General features: G+C 68.7%; 16 protein-coding genes. 7 read left to right on the top strand and 9 right to left on the bottom strand.

Going from position 1 to position 20,654, the window contains the following annotated elements; genetic code table 11:
* Nucleotides 1-220: 220 nt before the first annotated feature.
* The 5 genes from DSX2_RS15900 to DSX2_RS15920 form a co-directional block, all read right to left on the bottom strand.
* On the bottom strand, nucleotides 221-1,084 hold the full coding sequence (locus DSX2_RS15900) for an ABC transporter substrate-binding protein (RefSeq protein WP_236615132.1): 864 nt from the start codon (nucleotides 1,082-1,084) through the stop codon (nucleotides 221-223).
* Between the two features lie 193 nt (nucleotides 1,085-1,277).
* Nucleotides 1,278-2,804, bottom strand: coding sequence for an aldehyde dehydrogenase family protein (locus DSX2_RS15905; protein WP_020882021.1), 1,527 nt, complete (start codon nucleotides 2,802-2,804; stop codon nucleotides 1,278-1,280).
* Nucleotides 2,801-4,465 carry a choline dehydrogenase gene (gene betA / locus DSX2_RS15910; protein WP_020882022.1) on the bottom strand — a complete coding sequence of 555 codons (1,665 nt, stop codon included), beginning with the start codon at nucleotides 4,463-4,465 and terminating at the stop codon, nucleotides 2,801-2,803. The genes DSX2_RS15905 and betA overlap by 4 nt, the downstream gene beginning before the upstream one ends.
* A 72-nt stretch (nucleotides 4,466-4,537) precedes the next feature.
* Nucleotides 4,538-5,350, bottom strand: a complete 813-nt coding sequence (locus DSX2_RS15915) for a FadR/GntR family transcriptional regulator (RefSeq protein ID WP_052014818.1) — start codon at nucleotides 5,348-5,350, stop codon at nucleotides 4,538-4,540.
* 411 nt (nucleotides 5,351-5,761) lie between these two features.
* Nucleotides 5,762-6,373 (bottom strand): arylesterase, encoded by a 612-nt coding sequence (locus tag DSX2_RS15920; protein ID WP_020882024.1) that lies wholly within the window; start codon nucleotides 6,371-6,373, stop codon nucleotides 5,762-5,764.
* A gap of 54 nt (nucleotides 6,374-6,427) precedes the next feature.
* On the opposite strand from DSX2_RS15920, the gene DSX2_RS15925 reads away from it, so the two are divergent.
* The 3 genes from DSX2_RS15925 (at nucleotide 6,428) to DSX2_RS15935 (ending at nucleotide 12,111) form a co-directional block, all read left to right on the top strand.
* On the top strand, nucleotides 6,428-7,183 hold the full coding sequence (locus tag DSX2_RS15925) for an ABC transporter ATP-binding protein (protein WP_020882025.1): 756 nt from the start codon (nucleotides 6,428-6,430) through the stop codon (nucleotides 7,181-7,183).
* Nucleotides 7,184-7,235: 52 nt separating this feature from the next.
* The gene (locus tag DSX2_RS15930) at nucleotides 7,236-9,764 is read left to right on the top strand and encodes an ABC transporter permease (RefSeq protein ID WP_236615133.1); all 2,529 of its coding nucleotides are present in this window, start codon (nucleotides 7,236-7,238) and stop codon (nucleotides 9,762-9,764) included.
* Between the two features lie 94 nt (nucleotides 9,765-9,858).
* The gene (locus DSX2_RS15935) at nucleotides 9,859-12,111 is read left to right on the top strand and encodes a SpoIIE family protein phosphatase (RefSeq protein WP_020882027.1); all 2,253 of its coding nucleotides are present in this window, start codon (nucleotides 9,859-9,861) and stop codon (nucleotides 12,109-12,111) included.
* A gap of 136 nt (nucleotides 12,112-12,247) precedes the next feature.
* On the opposite strand, the gene DSX2_RS15940 is transcribed toward DSX2_RS15935, so the two are convergent.
* Genes DSX2_RS15940 through rdgC form a run of 3 tightly spaced genes read right to left on the bottom strand, consistent with a single transcriptional unit; the run spans nucleotide 12,248 to nucleotide 13,680 of the window.
* Nucleotides 12,248-12,484 carry a hypothetical protein gene (locus DSX2_RS15940; RefSeq protein WP_020882028.1) on the bottom strand — a complete coding sequence of 79 codons (237 nt, stop codon included), beginning with the start codon at nucleotides 12,482-12,484 and terminating at the stop codon, nucleotides 12,248-12,250.
* On the bottom strand, nucleotides 12,484-13,017 hold the full coding sequence (locus DSX2_RS15945) for a hypothetical protein (RefSeq protein ID WP_020882029.1): 534 nt from the start codon (nucleotides 13,015-13,017) through the stop codon (nucleotides 12,484-12,486). The genes DSX2_RS15940 and DSX2_RS15945 overlap by 1 nt, the downstream gene beginning before the upstream one ends.
* Before the next feature lie 45 nt (nucleotides 13,018-13,062).
* The gene (gene rdgC, locus DSX2_RS15950) at nucleotides 13,063-13,680 is read right to left on the bottom strand and encodes a recombination-associated protein RdgC (protein WP_020882030.1); all 618 of its coding nucleotides are present in this window, start codon (nucleotides 13,678-13,680) and stop codon (nucleotides 13,063-13,065) included.
* Nucleotides 13,681-14,142: 462 nt separating this feature from the next.
* On the opposite strand from rdgC, the gene DSX2_RS18645 reads away from it, so the two are divergent.
* The 4 genes from DSX2_RS18645 to DSX2_RS15965 all read left to right on the top strand — a co-directional run bounded on the left by DSX2_RS18645 (nucleotide 14,143) and on the right by DSX2_RS15965 (nucleotide 16,985).
* Complete coding sequence (locus tag DSX2_RS18645) at nucleotides 14,143-14,307, top strand: hypothetical protein (RefSeq protein WP_172640032.1); 165 nt, start codon at nucleotides 14,143-14,145, stop codon at nucleotides 14,305-14,307.
* A gap of 46 nt (nucleotides 14,308-14,353) precedes the next feature.
* Nucleotides 14,354-15,175 carry a transporter substrate-binding domain-containing protein gene (locus DSX2_RS15955; RefSeq protein WP_020882032.1) on the top strand — a complete coding sequence of 274 codons (822 nt, stop codon included), beginning with the start codon at nucleotides 14,354-14,356 and terminating at the stop codon, nucleotides 15,173-15,175.
* A gap of 77 nt (nucleotides 15,176-15,252) precedes the next feature.
* Entirely contained in the window at nucleotides 15,253-16,257 is a 1,005-nt protein-coding gene (locus DSX2_RS15960; RefSeq protein ID WP_020882033.1) for an amino acid ABC transporter permease, read from the top strand.
* Complete coding sequence (locus DSX2_RS15965; protein WP_020882034.1) at nucleotides 16,254-16,985, top strand: amino acid ABC transporter ATP-binding protein; 732 nt, start codon at nucleotides 16,254-16,256, stop codon at nucleotides 16,983-16,985. The genes DSX2_RS15960 and DSX2_RS15965 overlap by 4 nt, the downstream gene beginning before the upstream one ends.
* Nucleotides 16,986-17,222: 237 nt before the next feature.
* Here DSX2_RS15965 and DSX2_RS17775 read toward each other — a convergent pair whose 3' ends face one another.
* Nucleotides 17,223-20,141 (bottom strand): ATP-binding protein, encoded by a 2,919-nt coding sequence (locus tag DSX2_RS17775; protein WP_052014819.1) that lies wholly within the window; start codon nucleotides 20,139-20,141, stop codon nucleotides 17,223-17,225.
* Nucleotides 20,142-20,654: the final 513 nt, after the last annotated feature.

Genomic DNA, 20,654 nt, shown 5'->3' on the forward strand with positions numbered 1-20,654 from the left:
CGCGGCCCGCGGGCGATCGAAGAATCCAGACATGGTACGGGGCGGAAAGTCCCGCATGGCCTAGCCCAGGCCGCATGCGAGGTCAACACGGCCCGGCGCGGCCCTCCCCTTTCCCGGTCCGCACAAAAACGCGCCCGCCGCGAACCGGCCGGAACGTGTCCGGCCGGAACGCGGCAGGCGCGCTTTTTCCGGGTGCGTGCGGCACGAGGCCGCGGCCGCGCTACTTCACGGAGGCCATGAAGCTCTCGAACACGGGCAGGGCGGGCTCGCCGTCCACCGTCTTCACGCCCTCAAGCCATCCGGCGTAGGTCTTCGGATGCTTCTTGAGCCAGGAGAGCCCGGCTTCGAGGGGCTTCAGGTCCTCGTTGTCGTGCATCGCGGTCATGATCTCGTTCATCATGGAGACCGGGAAGACCAGGTGCTTCAGGAACACCGCCACGTTGGGCCGCTGTGCGGCGAAGCCCTTGCGCAGGTTGGTGTACACGGTGGCCGTGCCGTCGTTGGGGCCGAAGGTCTTGTCCGTGCTCCCCGTGAGGTAGGTCATGTCGATCAGGGTGTTCATGTAGTGGGGAGCCCAGCCGAGGAAGACGATCCACTTGCCTTCCTTGGCGTAGGACATGACCTGGGCGAGCATTCCGGCCTCGCTCGAGGGGATGAGCTGAAAGTTGCCGAGGCCGAAGTCGTTGCGCTTGATCATCTGCTCGATGATCTCGTTGCCGTCGTTGCCTTCCTCGATGCCGTAGATCTTGTGGTCCAGCTTGTCGGCGAAGCGGGCGATGTCCGCGAAGCTCTTGAGACCGGCCTTGGCCTCGTAGCTGGGCACGGCCAGGGTGTACTTGGCCCCGGTCATGTTGGCCACGTATTTCACCACCGAGCCGTCCGCGAAATACTTCTCCGCGATACTTTTCATGGAGGGCATCCAGTTGCCCAGGAAGACGTCGGCCTCGTTCGTCGAAAGCGCGGTGTAGACGATGGGCACCGAGAGCATGGTGTTGGAGGCCTGGTAGCCGAGGGTCTGCAGGATCTTCACGGCCAGCTCGGTCTTGACCGTGACCCCGGTCCAGCCGACGCTGGCGAAGCGCACGGCAGGGGCGGACTCGCCTTTCTTTGCGGCGAAAGCGGGCGCGCCGCAGGCGAGCATCGCCGCGACCGTGACACATACGAACAAACGGTGAATTCGTGAACCGAACATCACACCTCCCTGGTTGAAGTTCTTCCGTCAGGACATCTGCCGGATGAAACAAGTCTCCGCTCTTCTCCAGTGACGTTCCCGTACCTCAAATCCCGAACCAGCGCACCGGCCGGGAGGCATGGTTGGAGAAGACGTGCTTCTGCTCCGTGTATTCCTCGAACCCCGCGCGGCCGAGCTCCCGGCCCATGCCGGACTGCTTGTAGCCGCCCCACGGGGCCTGCACGAAATAGACGTTGAAGTCGTTGATCCACACCGTGCCGAAGCGAAGCGCGCTGGAGACGCGCTGCTGCCGCGCCGCGTCGCTCGTCCAGAAGCCCGCGGACAGGCCGTAGACGGTGGAGTTCGCCCGGGCCACGGCCTCCTCCTCGCTCGCGAAGCGCTCCACGCTGATCACCGGGCCGAAGACCTCTTCCTGCACGATGCGCATGGCGTTCGTGCAGCCGGTGAGCAGCGTGGGCGTGAAGAAGAAGCCCCGTGCGAGCGCCGGATCGTCCGGGACCATGCCGCCGAGTTCGAGGCGCGCGCCCTCTTCCTGGGCCAGGGCCACATAGCGGGCGACCTTTTCGCGGTGCTCGGCCGAGATGAGCGGCCCCATCTGCGTGGCCCCGTCCATGCCGCTTCCCATGCGGATACGCGCCATGCGCTCCGCAAGCCGCGCCACGAACTCGTCGTGGATGGAGTCCTCGAGCATGAGACGCGCCCCGGCCGAGCAGATCTGCCCGGCGTGGAAGAAGACGCCGTTCAGCGCCCCCTCCAGGGCCGCGTCCAGGTCGGCGTCGGCAAAGACGATGTTCGGGTTCTTGCCGCCGAGCTCGAGCGCGATCTTCTTCACGTTGGCGCTCGCGGCCGCGATGATCTTCTTGCCGGTGACGATGCCGCCGGTGAAGGAGACGAGGTCCACGTCCGGGCTCTCGGCAAGCTCAGCGCCCACCGTGGCCCCGGGGCCGAGCACCACGTTCAGCACGCCCGCGGGAATGCCCGCCTCCGCGGCCAGCTCGGCCAGGCGCAGGGTGGTCAGCGGCGTCAGCTCGCTCGGCTTGACCGCCATGGTGCAGCCCGCGGCCAGGGCCGGGGCTATCTTCCAGGCGGCCTGCAGCAGCGGGTAGTTCCAGGGGCAGATCATGCCGCACACGCCCACGGGCTCGCGCACCACGAGGCTCGTGGTGTCCGGCAGCGGGGAGGCCACGACCTCCCCGCCCTCGCTGCCCGCGAGCCCGCCGTAGTATTTGAAGATACCCACGATGTCCTGCATGTCCCAGCGGGACTCCTCGAGGGTCTTGCCGGTGTCGATGGTCTCCAGGCGCGCCAGGTTCTCGGCGTCGCGCTCGATCAGCCCGCCCAGACGGGAGACCAACGCGCCGCGCACGGCCCCCGGCAACCCGGGCCAGTCCCCGGCGTCGAAGGCCGCGCGCGCGGCCGCGACGGCCGCCGCGGCGTCCTCGCGCCCGCCCTCCGGGGCCAGGGCCACGAGGCTCGCGTCGAAGGGATTCAGTATCCCGCGCGTCTCCCCGGACAGGGCCGGGACCGCGCGCCCGGCCACGGACATGCGCAGCCTGGGGGCAGCGCCGCCGTTCAGGACGTCGAGCGCCCCGGTCGCGTTGTCGTTCATCATTTCGGCGCCTCCCGGCCCTCGGCTCCGTGGCGGTAGAAGTCCGCGCGCGAGGGTTCCAGGGGCGTGTTGCCGAGGATCAGGTCCGAGGCCTTCTCCGCGATCATCATCACCGGCGAGTAGATGTTGCCGTTGGTGATGGCGGGCATGACCGAGGCATCCACCACGCGCAGGTTCGGCACGCCGTGCACGCGAAGCTCGGAGTCCACCACGGCCGCGTCGTCGTAGCCCATCTTGCAGGTGCAGCTCGGGTGGTAGGCGCTCTCGCCCTCGCGGGCCACGAAATCGAGTATCTCGCGGTCGCTCCGGGCCGAGGGGCCGGGCGCCAGCTCGTCGCCCCTGAACTCATCGAAGGCGGGCTGGGTCATGATGCGACGCGTGCAGCGGATGGCCTCCACCCACTCGCGCCGCTCCTGCTCCGTGGAGAGGTAGTTGAAGCGGATGGCCGGGTACTGCGCCGGGTCCGCGGACTTGAGCTTGACCGTGCCGCGCACGTCCGTGTTCATGGGGCCCACGTGGACCTGGTAGCCGTGGCCCTGCTGCGCCACCGAGCCGTCGTAGCGGATGGCGATGGGCAGGAAATGGTACTGCAGGTTCGGGTAGGCCACCTGGTCGTTGCTGCGGATGAAGCCGCCTGCCTCGAAGTGGTTGCTCGCGCCCACGCCCTTGCGGCCGAAGAGCCACTGGAAGCCGATCCACGGCTGGTTGACGGGCTTCAGCGCCGGGAAGAGGCTGACCGGCTTTTTGCAGGCATACTGCACGTAGACTTCCAGGTGGTCCTGCAGGTTCTCGCCCACGCCGGGCAGGTCGCGCACCACCGGAATGCCGAGGGCGCCGAGCTCGGCGCCGTTGCCCACGCCCGAGAGCTGCAGGAGCTGGGGCGAGTTGATGGCCCCGCCGCAGCAGATGATCTCGCCGCCGAGCGCCGTGTGCACGCGCTTGCCGCGGCGGTATTCCACGCCCACGGCGCGGCCGTTCTCGAAGAGGATGCGCGTGGCCAGGGAGCGGCAAGAGACCGTGAGGTTGCGGCGGTTCGCGACCGGGTGCACGTAGGCCCGGGCGGCGTTCAAGCGGCGGCCGCGGTACGTCGTGCGGTCGAAGCGGCCGAAGCCCTCCTGCTGCCGTCCGTTGACGTCGGAGGTCAGCGGGTAGCCCGCCTGCTGCACGGCCTCGAAAAAGGCGTCGAAGAGCGGATTGGCGCACTCCGGGGTGGTCAGGCAGAGCGGGCCGCCCGTGCCCTGGTAGGCGTCGGCCCCGGCCAGGCGGTACTCGAAGCGCTTGAAGTAGGGCAGGCAGTGGGCATAGTCCCAGTTCTCGAGCCCCTCGTTCTTGGCCCACTTCTCGTAGTCCATGGCGTTGCCGCGGATGTAGATCATGCCGTTGATGCAGCTCGACCCGCCGAGCACCTTGCCGCGCGGCTGGTAGACGCGGCGGTCGTTCATGAAGGGCTCGGGCTCTGACTCGTACCACCAGTTGTAGGTGCGTCCGGCCAGCGGATAGGTCAGCGCCGCGGGCATGTGGATGCGGAAATCGAAGCGATGGTCCACGCCGCCTGCCTCGAGCACCAGCACCTTGTGCTTGGGGTTCGCGCTCAGGCGGTTGGCGAGCACGCTGCCTGCGGAGCCGCCGCCCACGATGATGAAGTCGTACGTCTTCTTGGCCATTGTTCCTCCTGTTATCGGACTGCGGGCCAGGCCTGGCCCGCGACGGTGAACCGAAAAAGATCCCGGCCGCGCTCAGCGCCCGGAGTTCAAGGCGGCACGCGGTGCCAGGAAATCCGCGCCGCGCGGCGAAAGCCCCTTCTCCTCCACGCAGCGCCTGAGCAGCGCGTAGTGCAGCCCCACGAAGGACAGGGCTCGCAGCGGCTCGCCCGCGGCGATCTCGCGCGCCGTGTCCACCCAGTTGTCCGCAGTGCGCACCCGAAAGCCGGGGTCCGCGTACAGGGCGTGGTCCAGCGAGCTGAAGCCCAGCTGCAGGGCGTGCATGACCCACTCGAAGACCGGGTTGCCCGAAAGCTGCGCGAGCCGCATGTTCAGGCCGCGGTCCATCTCGCCCAGGGCCTCCTGGTCGGGAGCGTCGCCGTGCGCGGCCAGGGCCAGGGCCTCGGCCTCCTCGAGAAGCAGGCGCTTCTCCTCGGCGCTGCCGCGCGCGGCGGCCAGGGTGGTCAGGGTGCGGTCCATGGACTCGCGGAACTCGATGACGTGGTCCGCGCCCACGGCGTGCTGCGAGAGGAAGAGGGCCAGCGGCTCGCTGACGCTGGCCATCTCCACCTTCTTGACGAAGGCGCCGCCCTTGGCGCCCTTCCTGATCTCCACCAGGTCCTTCTGCTTGAGCGCGCGCAGCGCCTCGCGCACCACGCCGCGGCCGGTGCCGAAGCGCAGCGCCAGGTCGCGCTCGCTGGGCAGGCTCTGGCCGGGCGCGATGCGGCCTCCCACGATGGCGGCCTCGATCTGCAGCACCACGTCCTCCACCGCCCTGCCCACCCGCGCGGGCGTGAACAGGGAGGCCTCCGCGGCCGTGTCCGCGGCCTCGGCCGTTTCTTTGGTCATACTTTTCGTCATTTCAGGCATACACTTCCGCTGCGCTGCACCCTGTCTGAGTGCAGACTATCCATCTAATTTTGTGTTAAATAAAAAACTCCGCTCATTCCAAGCACGGGCGAGAGGGATATGCCCTCGCGCTGATTGGCATTACCATTAGGTGCCCCAGCCCAAGGATTATGTCAACCCCGCCCCGAAAACCGTGGCGGCAGCGGGCCGTGCCTGCAGCCGACGCGCGGGACGGGAAGCGGGACGCATGGAGACGGGCGAGTGACCTGGGGCGGAGAGCGGGCGGCGAACAGAGGAAGCGGACGATGCGACGGCCGCGTCCGGACGCGAAGGGCACGACGGATCGGGCCCTCGCGGGGCTGCGGGACGAGGCAAAAAAGGAGGAAAAAGAGGCCTGAGGCCGGGGCGGGGCTAGGGCGCCTTGGCGGCCGCCCGGTCCAGGAGCTTCTCGGCGTAGGGCAGGATGCGGCGGGCGATCTCGGTCGCGCCCCGGGCGTTGGGGTGGATGCCGTCGCCCTGGTTCAGGGCCGGGTTTGCGGCCACGCCCTCGAGCAGGAAGGGATAGAGGAGGTCGTGGTGCTTCTCGGCCAGCCTGGGGAAGACCGCCGCGAAGGACGTGGTGTAGGCGGCGCCGAGGTTCATGGGGGCCTTCATGCCCGCCAGCAGGACCGGGATCTTTTCCTGCTCGAAGCGGGCGAGGATGGCGTCCAGGTTCCGCTCCATGCGCGCCACGGGCAGGCCGCGCAGGGCGTCGTTGGCCCCGAGGCAGACGATGGCCGCGTCCGGCCGCTCGGCCAGGGTCCAGTCCAGCCGGGCCAGGCCGTCGCCCGAGGTGTCGCCCGAGACGCCTGCGTTGACCACGCGCACCTCGCGCCCGGCCTTGCGCAGCAGCCCCTCCAGCACCTCGGGGTAGCCCTTGCCCGGCCCGAGGCCGTAGCCCGCGGTCAGGCTGTCCCCGAATGCCAGGAGAACCTGCGGTCGGTCGGCGGCATGGGCGCCGTGCGTTGCAAAAAGGATCGACATCGTTAGAATGAGAGCTTGGAGCAGCAGTTTCACGCGACCACCAGAGGGATGCCCATGGCTGAAACGATACCCGGAACAGACGCCCGAAATCCCGCGGCGGATTTTGCGGCCGATTCCGCAGCGGAGCCGATAGTCGAGCTTTCCTCAGTCTCGCTGACCCTACAGGGCAGCGCAGGGAGCGTCAACATCCTGCGCGGCGTGGACCTCACGGCCCGGCCCGGCGAGACGGTCGGCATCATGGGCGCCTCGGGCGCGGGCAAGACCTCGCTGCTCATGGTCCTCTCCGGCCTCGAGCGGGCCACGGGCGGCAGCGTGCGCGTGGCCGGGCAGGACGTGCTGGCCATGGACGAGGACAGGCTGGCCCGCTTCCGCGGCAGCCACGTGGGCATCGTCTTCCAGGGCTTCCACCTCATCCCGGCCATGACCGCGCTCGAGAACGTGGCCCTGCCCCTGGAACTGGCCGGGGTGCGCGGCGCCTTCGAGCGGGCGCGCGACAGCCTGTCCGCCGTGGGCCTCTCCCACCGCCTGTCGCACTTCCCGGGCCAGCTCTCGGGCGGCGAGCAGCAGCGCGTGGCCGTGGCCCGCGCCTTTGCCTCGGCCCCGCCGCTCATCCTGGCCGACGAGCCCACCGGCAACCTGGACCACGCCACGGGCGAGAAGGTCATGCACCTGCTCTTCGACCTCTGCGCCACGCGCGGCGCCACGCTCCTGCTGGTGACCCACGACGCGGACCTGGCCGGGCGCTGCGCCCGCCACCTGGTCATGGCCGACGGCCGCCTCAGCGAAGTCGCGAAAGAGAACGCGGTCTGAGGGCGCGGCGGTGGCGATGAATTCCTCTTCCCTCCCCTCTCCCTCGGGGCCCATGTCCCTGCGCATCGCCCGGCGCGAGCTGCGCCAGGGGCTCTCGCGCTTCGGCGTGTTCGTGGCCTGCCTCGTGCTCGGCGTGGCCTGCATCGCGCTCGTGGGCAGCCTCGCGGCCGGGGTGGAGGCGGGCATCTCGCGCGACGCGCGCGCCATCCTCGGCGGCGACGTGGAGGTCAGCCAGTCGTTCCAGGTCCCGCCCCAGGCGGTGCGCGCCATGCTCGAGGCGGCCGGAAAGGTCTCCGAGGTGGCCACCATGCGCGTCATGACCCGCGCCGCGGCGCCCGGCGCGTCCGCTCCGTCCGGCGGCGAGGCCGCGCCCGTGCTGGCCGAGCTCAAAGCCGTGGACGCAAACTGGCCGCTCTACGGCCACGCCGAGCTCGCCCCCGCCATGCCGCTCGCCGCGGCGCTCGAGAAGCGCGACGGGACCTGGGGCGCGGTCTGCGAGGACGCGCTGCTCGCGCGCCTCGGCCTCGCGGTGGGCGACTTCGTCCAGGTGGGCGAGGCCAAGCTCCAGATCCGCGCCGTGCTCACGCGCGAGCCCGACCGCGCGGTCTCGGTCTTCACCCTCGGCCCCCGCCTGCTCGTCTCGCTCGACGCCCTTCCGGCCACCGGCCTCGTCCTGCCGGGCTCCCTGGTGCGCCGCGAGTACCGCGTGCGCCTGACCCCGCCGCAGGACGCCCACGCCTTCGTGCAGAAGATCGAGGACCGCTTCGCGGACGCGCCCTTCCGGGTGCGCGACTACACCTCGGCCGGGCCGAGGCTCAAGCAGTTCATCGACGCCCTGCACCTCTACCTGACCTTCGTGGGGCTCGCGGCCATCCTCGTCGGCGGCCTGGGCATGGGCAACGCCGTGGCCTCGTTCCTCGAGGACAAGCGCCCCTCCATCGCGGTCATGAAGTGCCTGGGCGCCACGCCCGGGCTCCTCTTCCGCGCCTACCTGCTGCAGATCATGGTCCTGGCCGCGGTCGGCGTGCTGCTCGGTCTGGCCCTGGGCGCGGGGTTGCCCTGGCTGCTGCGCGGCCAGCTCGCCCGGCTCCTGCCCGTGCCGCTGGCCGCGGGGCTCTATCCGCGCCCCCTGCTCACGGCCGCGGGCTTCGGCCTGCTCACGGCCCTGGCCTTCAGCCTGCGCCCCCTGCTCGCGGCGGGCACGGTTCCGGCCGCCGGGCTCTTCCGCGGCTATCTCGACGGCGGCGCCCTCTCCCGCCGGGGCCGCGCGGTCACCCTGCTCGGGGCCGTGGGGCTTGCGGCCTACGCCGTGGCCGTCACCCCGGACAGGCGCATGGCCTTCTTCTTCACCCTGGCGGCAGCGGCGGCCTTCGCGGTCTTCAAGCTGGCGGCCATGGCCATCCGCCGCGTCTCGCGCCTCGTGCGGCCGGAGAACGCGCCGCGCCTGCGCCTGGCCGCCTCGGCCCTGCACCGCCCGGGCAACGCCACGGACGCCGTGGTCTTCGCCCTGGGGCTCGGGCTGACCGTGCTCGTGGCCGTGAACCTCGCGGGCGGCAACTTCGCGCAACGCATCGCCGCGACCATTCCGGCCCACGCGCCCTCCTACTTCTTCATCGACATCCAGCCTTCCCAGGCCAAGGCCTTCGATACGCTCGTGCGCTCGCTGCCCGGCGTCCACGGCCTGACGCGCCAGCCCATGCTCAGGGCGCGCATCACGCGCATCGCGGGCAAGCCCGTGAACCCGGAGGCCATCCCCAAGGACTACCGCTGGACCGTGAACTCCGACCGCGGCGTGACCTACATGGCGACGCCGCCCGAGAACAACCCGGTGGTCGCGGGGAAGTGGTGGCCCGCGAACTACAAGGGGCCGCCGGTCATCTCCCTGACCGAGGACATCGCCCGCGCCTTCGGGGTGCACGTGGGCGACACGCTGTCCATGAACCTCATGGGGCGCGAGATAACGGCCAGGATAGCGAACCTGAGGCGCGTGGAGTGGGCCAGCCTGGCCATGAACTTCGCCATCATCTTCCCGCCCGGCGTGCTCGAGCACGCGCCGCAGACGCACATCGCCACGGTCTACGCCGACGAGGACGCCGAGGCCGGGGTGCTGAAGGCCGTGTCGGCGGCCTTCCCCAACGTCTCGGCCATCCGCATCAAGGAAGTGCTCACGCGCGTGGGCGGACTCATGCAGGACATCGCCACGGCGGGCAACGCGGTGGCGGCCGTGGCCCTGGCGGCCGGGCTGCTCGTGCTCTCGGCCACGCTGCGCGCCGCGGCGGACCGCCGCATCTACGAGGCCGTGGTGCTCAAGGTGGTGGGCGCGACCAGGGGCGACATCCTGGCCTCCCTGGCCATGGAGAACCTCTTCCTCGGCCTCGCCGCAGGCGTGGTCGCCGGGGGGCTGGGCACGGCGCTCGGCTACGCCGTGGTCACGCGGGTCATGAAGCAGGAGTGGACCTTCCTGCCCGCAACGGTGCTGCTCACCGTGCTCGGCTCCGTGGTCCTGACCCTGGCCGTGGGGCTTTTGGGCGTGCGCCGCGTGCTCGGCCAGAAGGCCGCGCCCATCCTGCGCAACGAATAGTCCCGGCCGGACTTCCGCAAAGCGTGACTTCGGGTTTCAATGCCCTGCCGCACAACGCATTGCCCCGGTCCGGCATTGTGGGCTATACGGAAGCATGCGCATCCGAACCAAGGTTCTTCTGACACTGCTGGCCATCTCGGTGGTGCCGCTGCTCCTCCTGCGCCTCGCGGGCCAGGAGGCCATGCGCTCCCTGGGCATGGACCTCGCGTTCAACATCTCTTCCACCCTCCTGGACAACGCGGAGGGCGACCTGACGCGCATGGTCGAGGACCACGCCCGCGTGCTGCACAGCGAGCGCCAGCTCATGGAGGCCATGCTGCGCACCCGCTCGGCCGAGGTCGAGAGCCTCATGGCCTCGCCGGAGAATCCGATGAACGCGTCGCTCGACTCCGAGAAGCCCGCCGTGCTTCCGCGGGGCCTGGACGAGACCTACTGCGCGCGCGACGACTCCGGCGACTGCATCTCCCTGAACCCGGACTTCGACGCCCTGACCCTGTTCCCGAGCGGCCGCGAGGCCGCAGACGGCAAGGTGGCGGACATCCCGCTGCAGCAGATCCTGCCGTACATGCGCAACCTGAGCGCCGCCATGAACGGGGCCGTCTTCTGGCAGACCATCCAGCCCAACGACGGGCCGACCATGGTCTACCCCGCCATCCGCTCGCTGCCGCGCTTCGTGCGCTTCCGCTCGCTCATGCCCATCGCCCCGCACACCTGCGAGGCGGGCACCCCGGTCTGGTCCGAGCCCACGCCCGACCCGGTCACCGGAACCCTCCTCATGACCATCTCGCGCTGCTACAACGACCTGCGCACCGGCAAGCCCGCGGGCGTGGTCAGCCTGAGCCTCCCCCTGCACGCCATACTGCGCCAGAACAAGAACGTGCGTGCCCTTTCCGGCCACACGGTGTCCATGATCGTGCGCGCGGAAAAGGGCACGGGCCGCCTGCGCATCATCGCCCGGGAGCAGAGCGCGTCCGACGGCGACCTGGACCTGGACGACCTGAAGCGCCTCGCGCGCTCGGCGCGCATGGGCGACCGCATGGACATGCGCCCGGAGGGGAGCAGGAGCCTCATGGGCGGCGCCCTGGGCAGGGGCATGGGGGGCCACCGCGCCTGGCACTGGTCCTCGGTGCCCAAGGAACTCTACGTCGAGAACGAGGACCCGGACGGCTACCTCTCCCTGGTCATGGACGTGGAAAAGGGGCGCTCCGGCGTCACGGCCATGTCCTACGAGGGCGACGAGAGCTTCTGGGCCTACGCGCCGCTCACCCCTTCGCACGGCACGGCGCTTCTGCTCATCGTGCCCAAGGGCGACGTCACCACGCAGGCCGACGACGCCAAGAACTACGTGGAGAGCCGCGTGCAGCGGCAGATCAGACTGACCGGGCTGTCCCTCTCCGGCGTGCTGGCCGCGGTCCTCATCCTGGCCTTCGTCCTGACCCGGTCGCTCACGCGGCGGGTGCAGGCCCTGAGCGAGGTGGCCACGCGCGTGGCCGCGGGCGACTTCACCGCCCGGGCGGGGCTGGACGGCAAGGACGAGATGGCCGACCTCGGCCGGACCTTCGACGCCATGATCCCGAAGCTCGAGGAGCGCCTCAAGCTCAAGCAGGCCGTGACCCTGGCCCAGGAGATCCAGCAGCACCTCCTGCCCCAGACCCCGCCCAAGCTGCCCGGCCTGGACCTGGCCGGAGCGGCGCTCTTCTGCGACGAGACGGGCGGGGACTTCTACGACTACGTGCGCTTCGCCCAGTCGCTCACCCGCATCGGCATCGTGGTGGGCGACGTCTCCGGCCACGGCGTGCCCGCCGCCCTGCTCATGGCCTCGGCCCGCGCGGCGATGCGCTCCTATCTCTTCGCCCCCGGCCGCGCCGCCAAGGCCGTATCCACGGTCAACAGCCTGGTCTCCGGCGATACCCAGGCCACGGGCCAGTTCCTGACCCTCTTCTACCTGGAGCTCGACACCGCGTCGTGCCAGGCGACCTGGGTGCGGGCGGGCCACGACCCGGCCATGCTCTACGATCCGGCCACCGGCCGCGTGGAGGAACTCGTGGGCGAGGGCACGGCGCTCGGGCTCGACGACGAGGCGGTCTACACCGCCTCGGAGCGCTCCCTCGCGCCCGGCCAGGTCATGCTGCTCGCCACGGACGGCGTCTGGGAGACGCGCTCCCCCGGGGGCGAGATGTACGGCAAGGAGCGGGTGCGCGAGCTCCTGGCGCAAAACGCCGGGCGCACGGCGGCCGAGATCATCGGCGCGGTGCTCACGGACCTCGGGCGCTTCCGGGACGGCCTGCCCCAGGAGGACGACGTGACCCTGGTCGTGCTCAAGCTGTTGGACGAATGCGGGGACTAGGCCGGAAAACGCGCGCGGACGGGAACACCCCGCGCAGGGAAACCGCAAGCGGGCGCGAAAATTCGACTCGAAAATTCGGCCCGAAAGTTCAGCCTGACGAATCCGATCTGAAAGGGATGGGGAGCGGCGGGGAGCGTCAGCTCCAGCGCACGATGACCGCGACGAGGATCACCGCGGCCACGATCCATTCGACATAGCGCAGGCGGCGCTGCGCCACGGGCCCGAGCCGGGGGCCGAGCCCCCGGCGCAGTCCCATGAGGATGTGGAAGAGGCCGAGCCACCAGGCCACCGTGATCCACAGGAACACGCCGACCACGAGCAGCACGCCGGCCAGTCCGCCCCGAAGGCGTGCGCGCCGGCTGGCCGCGTCCACTACTCGTCCTCTTTGGAGAGCCAGACGCGGAAGGCCTCGAGCTCCTCGGGCCACTTGGTGGCGGACAGGCGCAGCGCCAGGAACTCCTTGTAGATGGCGTCGAAGAACTCCACGCACTTCTCGTAGAGGTACATCTTCTCGAGGAACGCGCCGTCCGCGTCCTCGTCCTCGCCCGCCTTCTCGGTCTTGGGCGGCTTCACGGAATTGAGCGCGAAGTCCTCGGACTTCAGCTGCAGCGTCCAGCTCTCGCCGTCCTGGTCGAAGCGCAGCATGGCCTTGTTGACCTTCTTGCCGCGGCGAAGCCCGGCCTTGGCCTCGGAGAGCCGGGCGTGCGCGCCCGAGACCACGGCGGTCTCCTTGGAGTCGCCCTCGCCGCCCTGCACGGCCACGCGCTGTTCCATGTAGCAGGTGAAGTGCGCGCCCTCGGCCGTCTTGAACAGGCCGCCGCGGGCCTCGCCGGCGTACCAGAGCCAGGTCAGGAAATCCTGGCCCAGCAGGGCGCTCTCGCGGTCGGTCAACGTGTATTCGGTCATCTTTTTCTCCTCGGGAGAGGGGTTCGGAACGCGAAAAGCGCGTCCCTAGCCCGCGAAGTCGCTGGGCTCGAGGTTCTCGAGGCGGCTTACGGCCTCTTCCCCGAGCATGCGGCCGGCCAGGTAGAAGGGGGTCTGGGGCTCGAGCTGCAGCTCGAAGCTCTGCTGGAAGCAGTCCTCGAAGAGCTGGCGCACCTTGGTGTTGGTGGAGCCCAGGTAGACCGTGCGGCTCTGCATGTCCCAGACCACGTCGAAGACCGCGGGGATGGGCAGCATGCGGGCGCGCAGGCGCAGGGCCACCTGCTCCTTGATCTCCTTCTTGCGGGCCTTGGAGACGAAGCGCTTCTCGTCGTCCTTGATGGAGGCCTTGTATTCGCGGATGGCGATCTCCACGTGCTTCTTGAACACGGCCGGGGGCACGCGCCGGGTCTCCAGGCGCAGGAGCCAGACGAGGTAGTTGCCCTTTTCGGGCGGCGCGGCCTTCCACTCGGTGTCCAGCCAGTCGTCGAAGCAGGACCAGCCGAAGGAGCGTTCGTCGGCCGTGTGGTCGATGTCCTGGAATGCGTTCTTGCGCAACCGCTCGGGGATCTCGCGCCAAAGGCTCTCGGGCACGTCGCCCACGGGCAGGTAGCGGGTAAAGCTGAGGCTTGCGGACAAAAAGCCCATGCCGTCCTCCTTGATCAAAGTCGACCAGCCCTACCCCATTTGGTTCGCCCTTTCCAGCCCTCGGCCTGCACGGCCTGCCTCAGAACGATATTCGGCGGACTTCCAGGGACAGGCCGGGGTTTCCCCCGGACGCCTTGCCGGATTCCTCCGAAGCGACACGAAGGACCGTTTGGGGCAGACGCTTTCCGAGGAGACCGGCCGCCGTGTCGGCGGGATTCAGATCCGGCCGCCGTGGTGCACGCCTGGAGCCTTCGCGTGCACCGAAACGTCGAAAAATCGCAATATGCGCGCCATTGATTCATTTTAAACAATTTTGTTCAGAACGGATAATGTGGCTCTGGACGCTGCCTCCCAGCCTCCGGCATATGTCTCGGCAAACATCATTCGTGGAAAAACCCCCTTGTCAGGAGCCCGTTCTTGGGGCTATTGCTACTCGTTCTCAACATCCAGGCCGGAGGCCCCATGGGCGATGAAAGGAAAGAACGCCAAGCGATGGTCGAGGTGATCTGCCCGGTGTGCAAGCACACCGAGATCGTGCTCATTCCCAAGGAAGAAATCCCCAAATGTCCGAGATGCGGCAAGCAGATGCTGGTCAAGGAACTGCTCACCGAGGGCAAGTCCTACTAGCTCGTTGTCGCGGCAGATAACACAACCCAACGCAAAGGAGAGCACCATGCGCAAAGCGGTCAAGGTCCTCGGTCTGGTACTCATCTGCCTCTTCGTCGCGGCCCAGGCCATGGCTCAGGACATCAACCTGGCCAAGAGCTCCAGGCTCGAGAAGATCCTCCAGCGCGGCGAGTTGCGCGTCGGCTTCGAGGCGGGCTACGTGCCCTTCGAGATGACCGACAAGAACGGCAACTTCGTCGGCTTCGACATCGACATCGCCAAGGAAATGGCCAAGGCCATGGGCGTCAAGTTCGTGCCGGTCAACACCGCCTGGGACGGCATCATCCCCGCCCTGACCACGGACAAGTTCGACATCATCATGTCCGGCATGACCATCACCCAGGAACGCAACCTGAAGATCAACTTCGCCGATCCCTACATCGTGGTCGGCCAGACGATCCTCCTCTCCAAGAAGCTCGAGGGCAAGGTCAAGTCCTACAAGGACCTGAACGATCCCAAGTACGTGGTCACCTCCAAGCTCGGCACCACGGGCGAGCAGGCCGTCAAACGCATGATCCCCAAGGCCACCTACAAGTCCTTCGAGACCGAGACCGAGGCCTTCCTCGAGGTCGTGAACGGCAAGGCCGACGCCTACGTCTACGACATGCCCAACTGCGCCTTCCAGTACTCCCAGCAGGGCAAGGGCAAGGTCGTCTTCCTCGACAAGCCCTTCACCTACGAGCCCCTCGCCTGGGCCATCAACAAGGGCGACCCCGACTTCATGAACTGGCTCGACAACTTCCTGCGCCAGATCAAGAACGACGGCCGCTACGACGCCATCTACGACAAGTGGCTCAAGAACACCGATTGGGCCAAGGAAGTGCAGTAGGCGAACCCGCCTGAACCGGAGGGGCCGCAAGCGGCCCCTCCTTTTTTGCCGCACACGCGAAGCTTCGGACGAAACGCATGAGTCAGCCATCTCGGCACAGCCGCGCCTACCTCGTTTTCTGGAAGACGGCCTTCGTCGTCAGCCTGCTCCTCGTCTGCGGGGCGCTCTACTATTCCACCCAGAAGATCGACTACGTCTGGCGCTGGTACAGGCTTCCCCAGTATTTCATCGCCCACCAGGACATCGACGTCAAGACGGACATCCAGGGCGAGGTCGCGTCCATCATCTCCGAGGGCGCCAAGAGCGTCGTCGTGGTCAAGAGCGACAGCAGCAACGAGCAGGAGAAGTACACCGTCCCGACCAAGGGCCTGCGCGTCTCCAAGGGTGATGTCGTGTTCGTGGGCGACGTGCTCTCGCGCGTGCAGAAGACCGTGCCGGGCATCATGATCATGGCCACGTGGATGACGCTCTACATCAGCGCCATCTCCATCGTCATCGGCATCCTGCTCGGCATGTTCACGGGCCTCGCGCGCCTCTCGGAGAACCCGTTCCTGCGCTGGTGGTCCATCACCTACATCGAGCTCATACGCGGCTCGCCGCTGCTCGTGCAGATCTACATCTGGTATTTCGTGCTCGGTACGCTGATCAACAACCTGCTGGGCAAGGCGGGCATCCCCGAGATCCCCACGCTGTGGTTCGGCATCGCCTCCATGGCCGTGTTCAGCGGCGCCTACGTGGCGGAGATCGTGCGCGCGGGCATCCAGTCCATCCACCGGGGACAGCGCGAGGCCGCGAGAAGCCTCGGCATGAACTCCTACCAGGCCATGCGGCACATCATCCTGCCCCAGGCCTTCAGGCGTATCCTGCCCCCCCTGGCCGGACAGTTCATCAGCCTGGTCAAGGACTCCTCGCTGCTCGGCATCATCTCCATCCGCGAGCTGACCAAGGCCTCGCGCGAGGTCGTCACCGTGAGCCTGCAGCCCTTCGAGATCTTCTTCGTCTGCGCCCTGCTCTACCTCATGCTGACGTTCGGGCTCTCGCTCGCCACCAACTATCTGGAACGGAAGTTCATACAAGCATGATCAAGGCACAAAACGTCAGCAAAATCTTCTACGTGCCCCAGCGCCTGGTGGCGCTGAACAACGTCTCGGCCGAGATCGCCCGCGGCGAGGTGGTGGTCATCATCGGGCCCTCGGGCTCCGGCAAGTCCACCTTCCTGCGCTGCCTGAACCGGCTCGAGCACGCCGACGGCGGCCACATCTTCGTGGACGGCGTGGACATCCTGGACAAGAAGACCAACATCAACAAGGCGCGGGCCGAGATGGGCATGGTCTTCCAGTCCTTCAACCTCTTCCCGCACAAGACCGTGCTCGAGAACGTGACCATCGGCCAGACCGTGGTCCGGCAGCGGAACCGCCGCCAGGCAGAGGAGAAGGCCATGGCGCTCCTCACCCGCGTGGGCCTGGCCAACAAGGCCTCGGCCTACCCCGACAACCTCTCCGGCGGCCAGCAGCAGCGCGTGGCCATCGCCCGCGCCCTGGCCATGGACCCCAAGGTCATGCTCTTCGACGAGCCGACCTCGGCCCTGGACCCGGAGATGGTCGGCGAGGTGCTGGACGTCATGAAGAGCCTCGCGCGCGAGGGCATGACCATGGTCGTGGTCACGCACGAGATGGGCTTCGCCCGCGAGGTGGCGGACAGGGTGCTGTTCATGGACCAGGGGCAGATCCTGGAAGTCGGCACGCCCGAGCACTTCTTCAAGAATCCCGAGAACGACCGCACCAAGCTCTTCCTGAGCCAGATTCTCTAGCCGTCCGGCCACGCGCCCGGCCGCCCCATGAAGCGCGGCCGGGTCGGCCCGGCGCCCCGCCGGGTTCCCTTCACCTTCTCCCTGACCACGACGCAGACGAGCGAGGGCGCGAGAGGCGCACACGCGCCGATGCGCAGGCGCGTCCGCGGGTCGTCGTTCTCGGGCGTTCGGGATTCCTGCCGCAGATGACGGCAGGTGGCCGCAGATGGTTTCAGGGGAAGCCGGAAAGGCCGGGGGTCAGTCCAGGAGGTCCACGATCCGCTCGAACTCGGCGCGCAGGCGGGCGATGCCCGCGCGCAGCTCCTCGGGCGCGGCCTCAGCCGAGGTGTCCTCGACCAGCTTGGCCGCGTCGCGCACGTTCGCGGCGCCCACGGCCGCCGCCCCGCCCTTCAGCGAATGCGCAGCCTCGCGCAGCATCGGCCTGTCCATGGCTTCGGCCGCCTGCTCGAGCTCCGCGAGCTTTTGCGGCGCGTCCTCCTTGAAGACCTCGATCAGCTCGAGCAGGAAGCCCTCGTCTCCGCCGAGACGTTCCAGGGCCTCTGCCCGCTCGTAGCCGGAGGGCGGACGCTCCGCCGCGCCCGCGGCGTTCATGGAAAAGGCCCGTCCTTCCGAAGCCGCGCCGCTCGGGAACGCATTCCCGGGCGCGGCTTCCTTGGACGCATCGGTCCCGGGCAGCTGCGCGGCGCAGCGCATGCGGCGGTGCATGACGCGCATCATGGCAGTCTGCAGGAGCAGGAAATCGACGGGCTTGGGCACCACGTCGTCCATGCCCGCGGCCAGCATCTCCTCGCGGTCCATCTGGGAGACGCGGCCGGTCATGCCGATGATCGCCACGCCAGGATTGACGTGCTCGCGCCCCCCGCCGCGTATCACCCGCGTGGCAGTGAGGCCGTCCATGACCGGCATGCGCGCGTCCATGAGCACCACGTCGAAGCAGTGGCGGCCGAGCAGGTCCAGGGCCGCGGCGCCGTCGCCCACGATCATGTACCGGTGCCCGCTGCGCCCGAGGAAGGCCCCGGCCAGCTTCTGGTTGACCGGATTGTCCTCGACCACGAGCACGTTCAGCGGCTCGATCCGCTCCACGTCGCCCGGGTATGCCGGGCGCTCGACGAGCGGTCCGCCCGGGGCGAAGCGGGCGGTGAAGGTGAAGGTGCTGCCCTGCCCTGGGTCGCTGGCCACGGAGATCTCGCCTCCCATCAGGCCCACCAGCCTGCGGCAGATGGCCAGGCCGAGGCCGGTGCCGCCGTAGCGCCGGGTGATGGAGCCGTCGGCCTGGGTGAATCTCTCGAAGATGGCCTCGCTGCGCTCCCCGGGGATGCCGATGCCCGTGTCCCGGACCTCGAAGCGCAGGAGCACCCCCGGGGCGACCAGGCCCGCGCGCTTCGCGCGCACGCGCACCTCGCCCCGTTCCGTGAACTTGATGGCGTTGCCCACGAGGTTCACCAGCACCTGGCGCAGCCTGCCCGGGTCGCCGCGCAGGGAGTCCGGCACGTCGTCCGCGACCGTCGCGCCGAGGGCGAGCCCCTTGCGCTCGGCCTCCACGACGAGCCCCTTGATCACGCCCTGCACCAGGCCGCGCAGGGAGAAGTCCACGGATTCGAGCTCGAGCCCCCTGGCCTCGATCCTGGAATAGTCGAGGATGTCGTTGACGATGCGCAGGAGCGTGCGCGCCGACTCGCCGATCGTGGAGACGAAATCCCGTTGCTCCGCGCCGAGCTCGCCGTTCAGGACCAGATCGCTCATGCCGATGATGGCGTTCATGGGCGTGCGCAGCTCATGGCTCATGTTGGCCAGGAACTCGGTCTTGGCGCGGTCCGCGGCCTGGGCTTCGTCGCGCGCCTGGGTCAGCTCCCGCTCCATGCGCATGCGCTCGGTGAGGTCCTGGATGATGCCCACGACCACGCTCTCGCCGGACAGGGGCAGGTCGGCCGCCCCCTTCCTGATGAAGAGATGGCGCGTGCGGCCCTCACCGTCCTCGACCTCGGCGTCGTAGCCGAGCGGCAGCCGCGTGGACAGGACCTGCATGTCCTTCTTGCGGAAACGGTCGGCGAGCTCGGCGGGCACGATGTCGAAGTCGCTGCTGCCGATGATGCGCTCCCGCGGCATGGCGAAGAGCGTGCAGAAGGCCTCGTTGACGAGGACGAAGCGGGATTCTGCGTCCTTGACGAAGACCGGCAGGGAGATGGTCTCCAGGACCTGGCGCACGAACTCCGAGCTGCGCGTGCTGGCACGTTCCGCGGCGCGGCGCTCGGAGATGTCCATGATCGAGACGATGACCCGCGCGAGGCTCTGCTCGTAGCCCTGGGGCACACAGACCTGCACCTGGGTCTCGAAGACTCGCCCCCTGCGGCTGCGGTGCCTGGCCTCGCCCGAGAACACCGTCGCGCCCGAGGCCAGGGCGGTCATGCGCGCGGCGAAGCCCGCCATGGAGGGCTCGTCCAGGAGGCGGTGCAGCCTGCCGCGCAGCTCCTCGCGGCTTTCTGCCTCGAAGATGGCGAGCGAGGCCTGGTTGGTGTCCAGGACCACGCACAGCCGCGCGCAGTGGCGCAGGTCCTCCGGATGGGCCGTGAAATGCGCCGCGAAATCGCGCACGCCCCGGCCGCGCAGCTCGTCGAAGAATTCCTTGACCGCCGAGAGGTCCTCCTCCCACAGCGAGATGGGGCTGTGCTCGAAGAGGCTTCGGTAGCGCGCCTCGCCCTCCGCGAGGGCGGCCTCGGCCCGGGCCTCGGCGGTCACGTCGAGGATCACGCCCTGCAGCAGGCCGACGCTCTCGCCGCTTTCCGGGTCCTGGACGGTGGAGCCGTCGAAAGGGGGCCAGATCTGCAGATGCGCGTGGCGCACCTCTCCGTTGCCGGCCAGGAGGCACAGGCGCAGCGTCTGCTCCTGGCCGCCGCGCGCGTGGCCCAGGGCCTGTTCGAGCCTCGTCTTGTCCGGGGGCGCGACGATGTCCATGAAGCGCAGGCCGTCGGGACCGAAATCCGCGCGGCAGTAGCCGAAGCGCGAGACGTTGCCGCTCACCAGGCGCACGGGCAGGTCGGGCCGGTCCTCCCAGAGAAAGGCCACGGCCGGTCCCTTCTCCATGATCTCCCGAAGCCCCTTGGCCCGGAGCCCGCCTGCGGAAGCGGACTCGTCCGGCGTGTCGCTGCGCTCTGCCATCCCTTCATCCATGAGAGTGTCCCTGGAAGTGTCTGCGGAAATGTCCGGGGGACGCGGGGGATCGGGCAGGCCCTCCGCCTGCCGGAAAATCCCTCCCGTCGGCCATTACCGATCCCCGCGGCGCTTGTCCACAACGCACGGAGGTCATCTCCGGCGCCCCCGGGCGAGGCCGCGCCGCTCGGCGCCGCACAGGTCGCGCAGCACGCGGGCAAGAGCCCCGGGCCGCAGGGGCATGGGGGAGGCAGGTCGGCGCGCGGCGGACACGCTCGCCGTCGTAGGAACTGAACCGTGATTCAACGACTATATCCTCGCCTCGAAGGCATCTGCCGAGGGGATCGGCAAAGAGCTCGGAGAAGTCCTCGAGCCCTGGGACATCGAACAGTCTCCGGCCCACGACCTGCTCGCAACCAAGTTCGATGGCCGAGCAGAACATGCTGTCAACATCCTGGAATACAAAATTTTCATCGAGAATTGCGGAGATTTCCACGTCCCCTTTCCGGGGATCTGGCTCCG

Source organism: Desulfovibrio sp. X2 (genome assembly GCF_000422205.1).
Taxonomy (GTDB): domain Bacteria; phylum Desulfobacterota; class Desulfovibrionia; order Desulfovibrionales; family Desulfovibrionaceae; genus Alkalidesulfovibrio.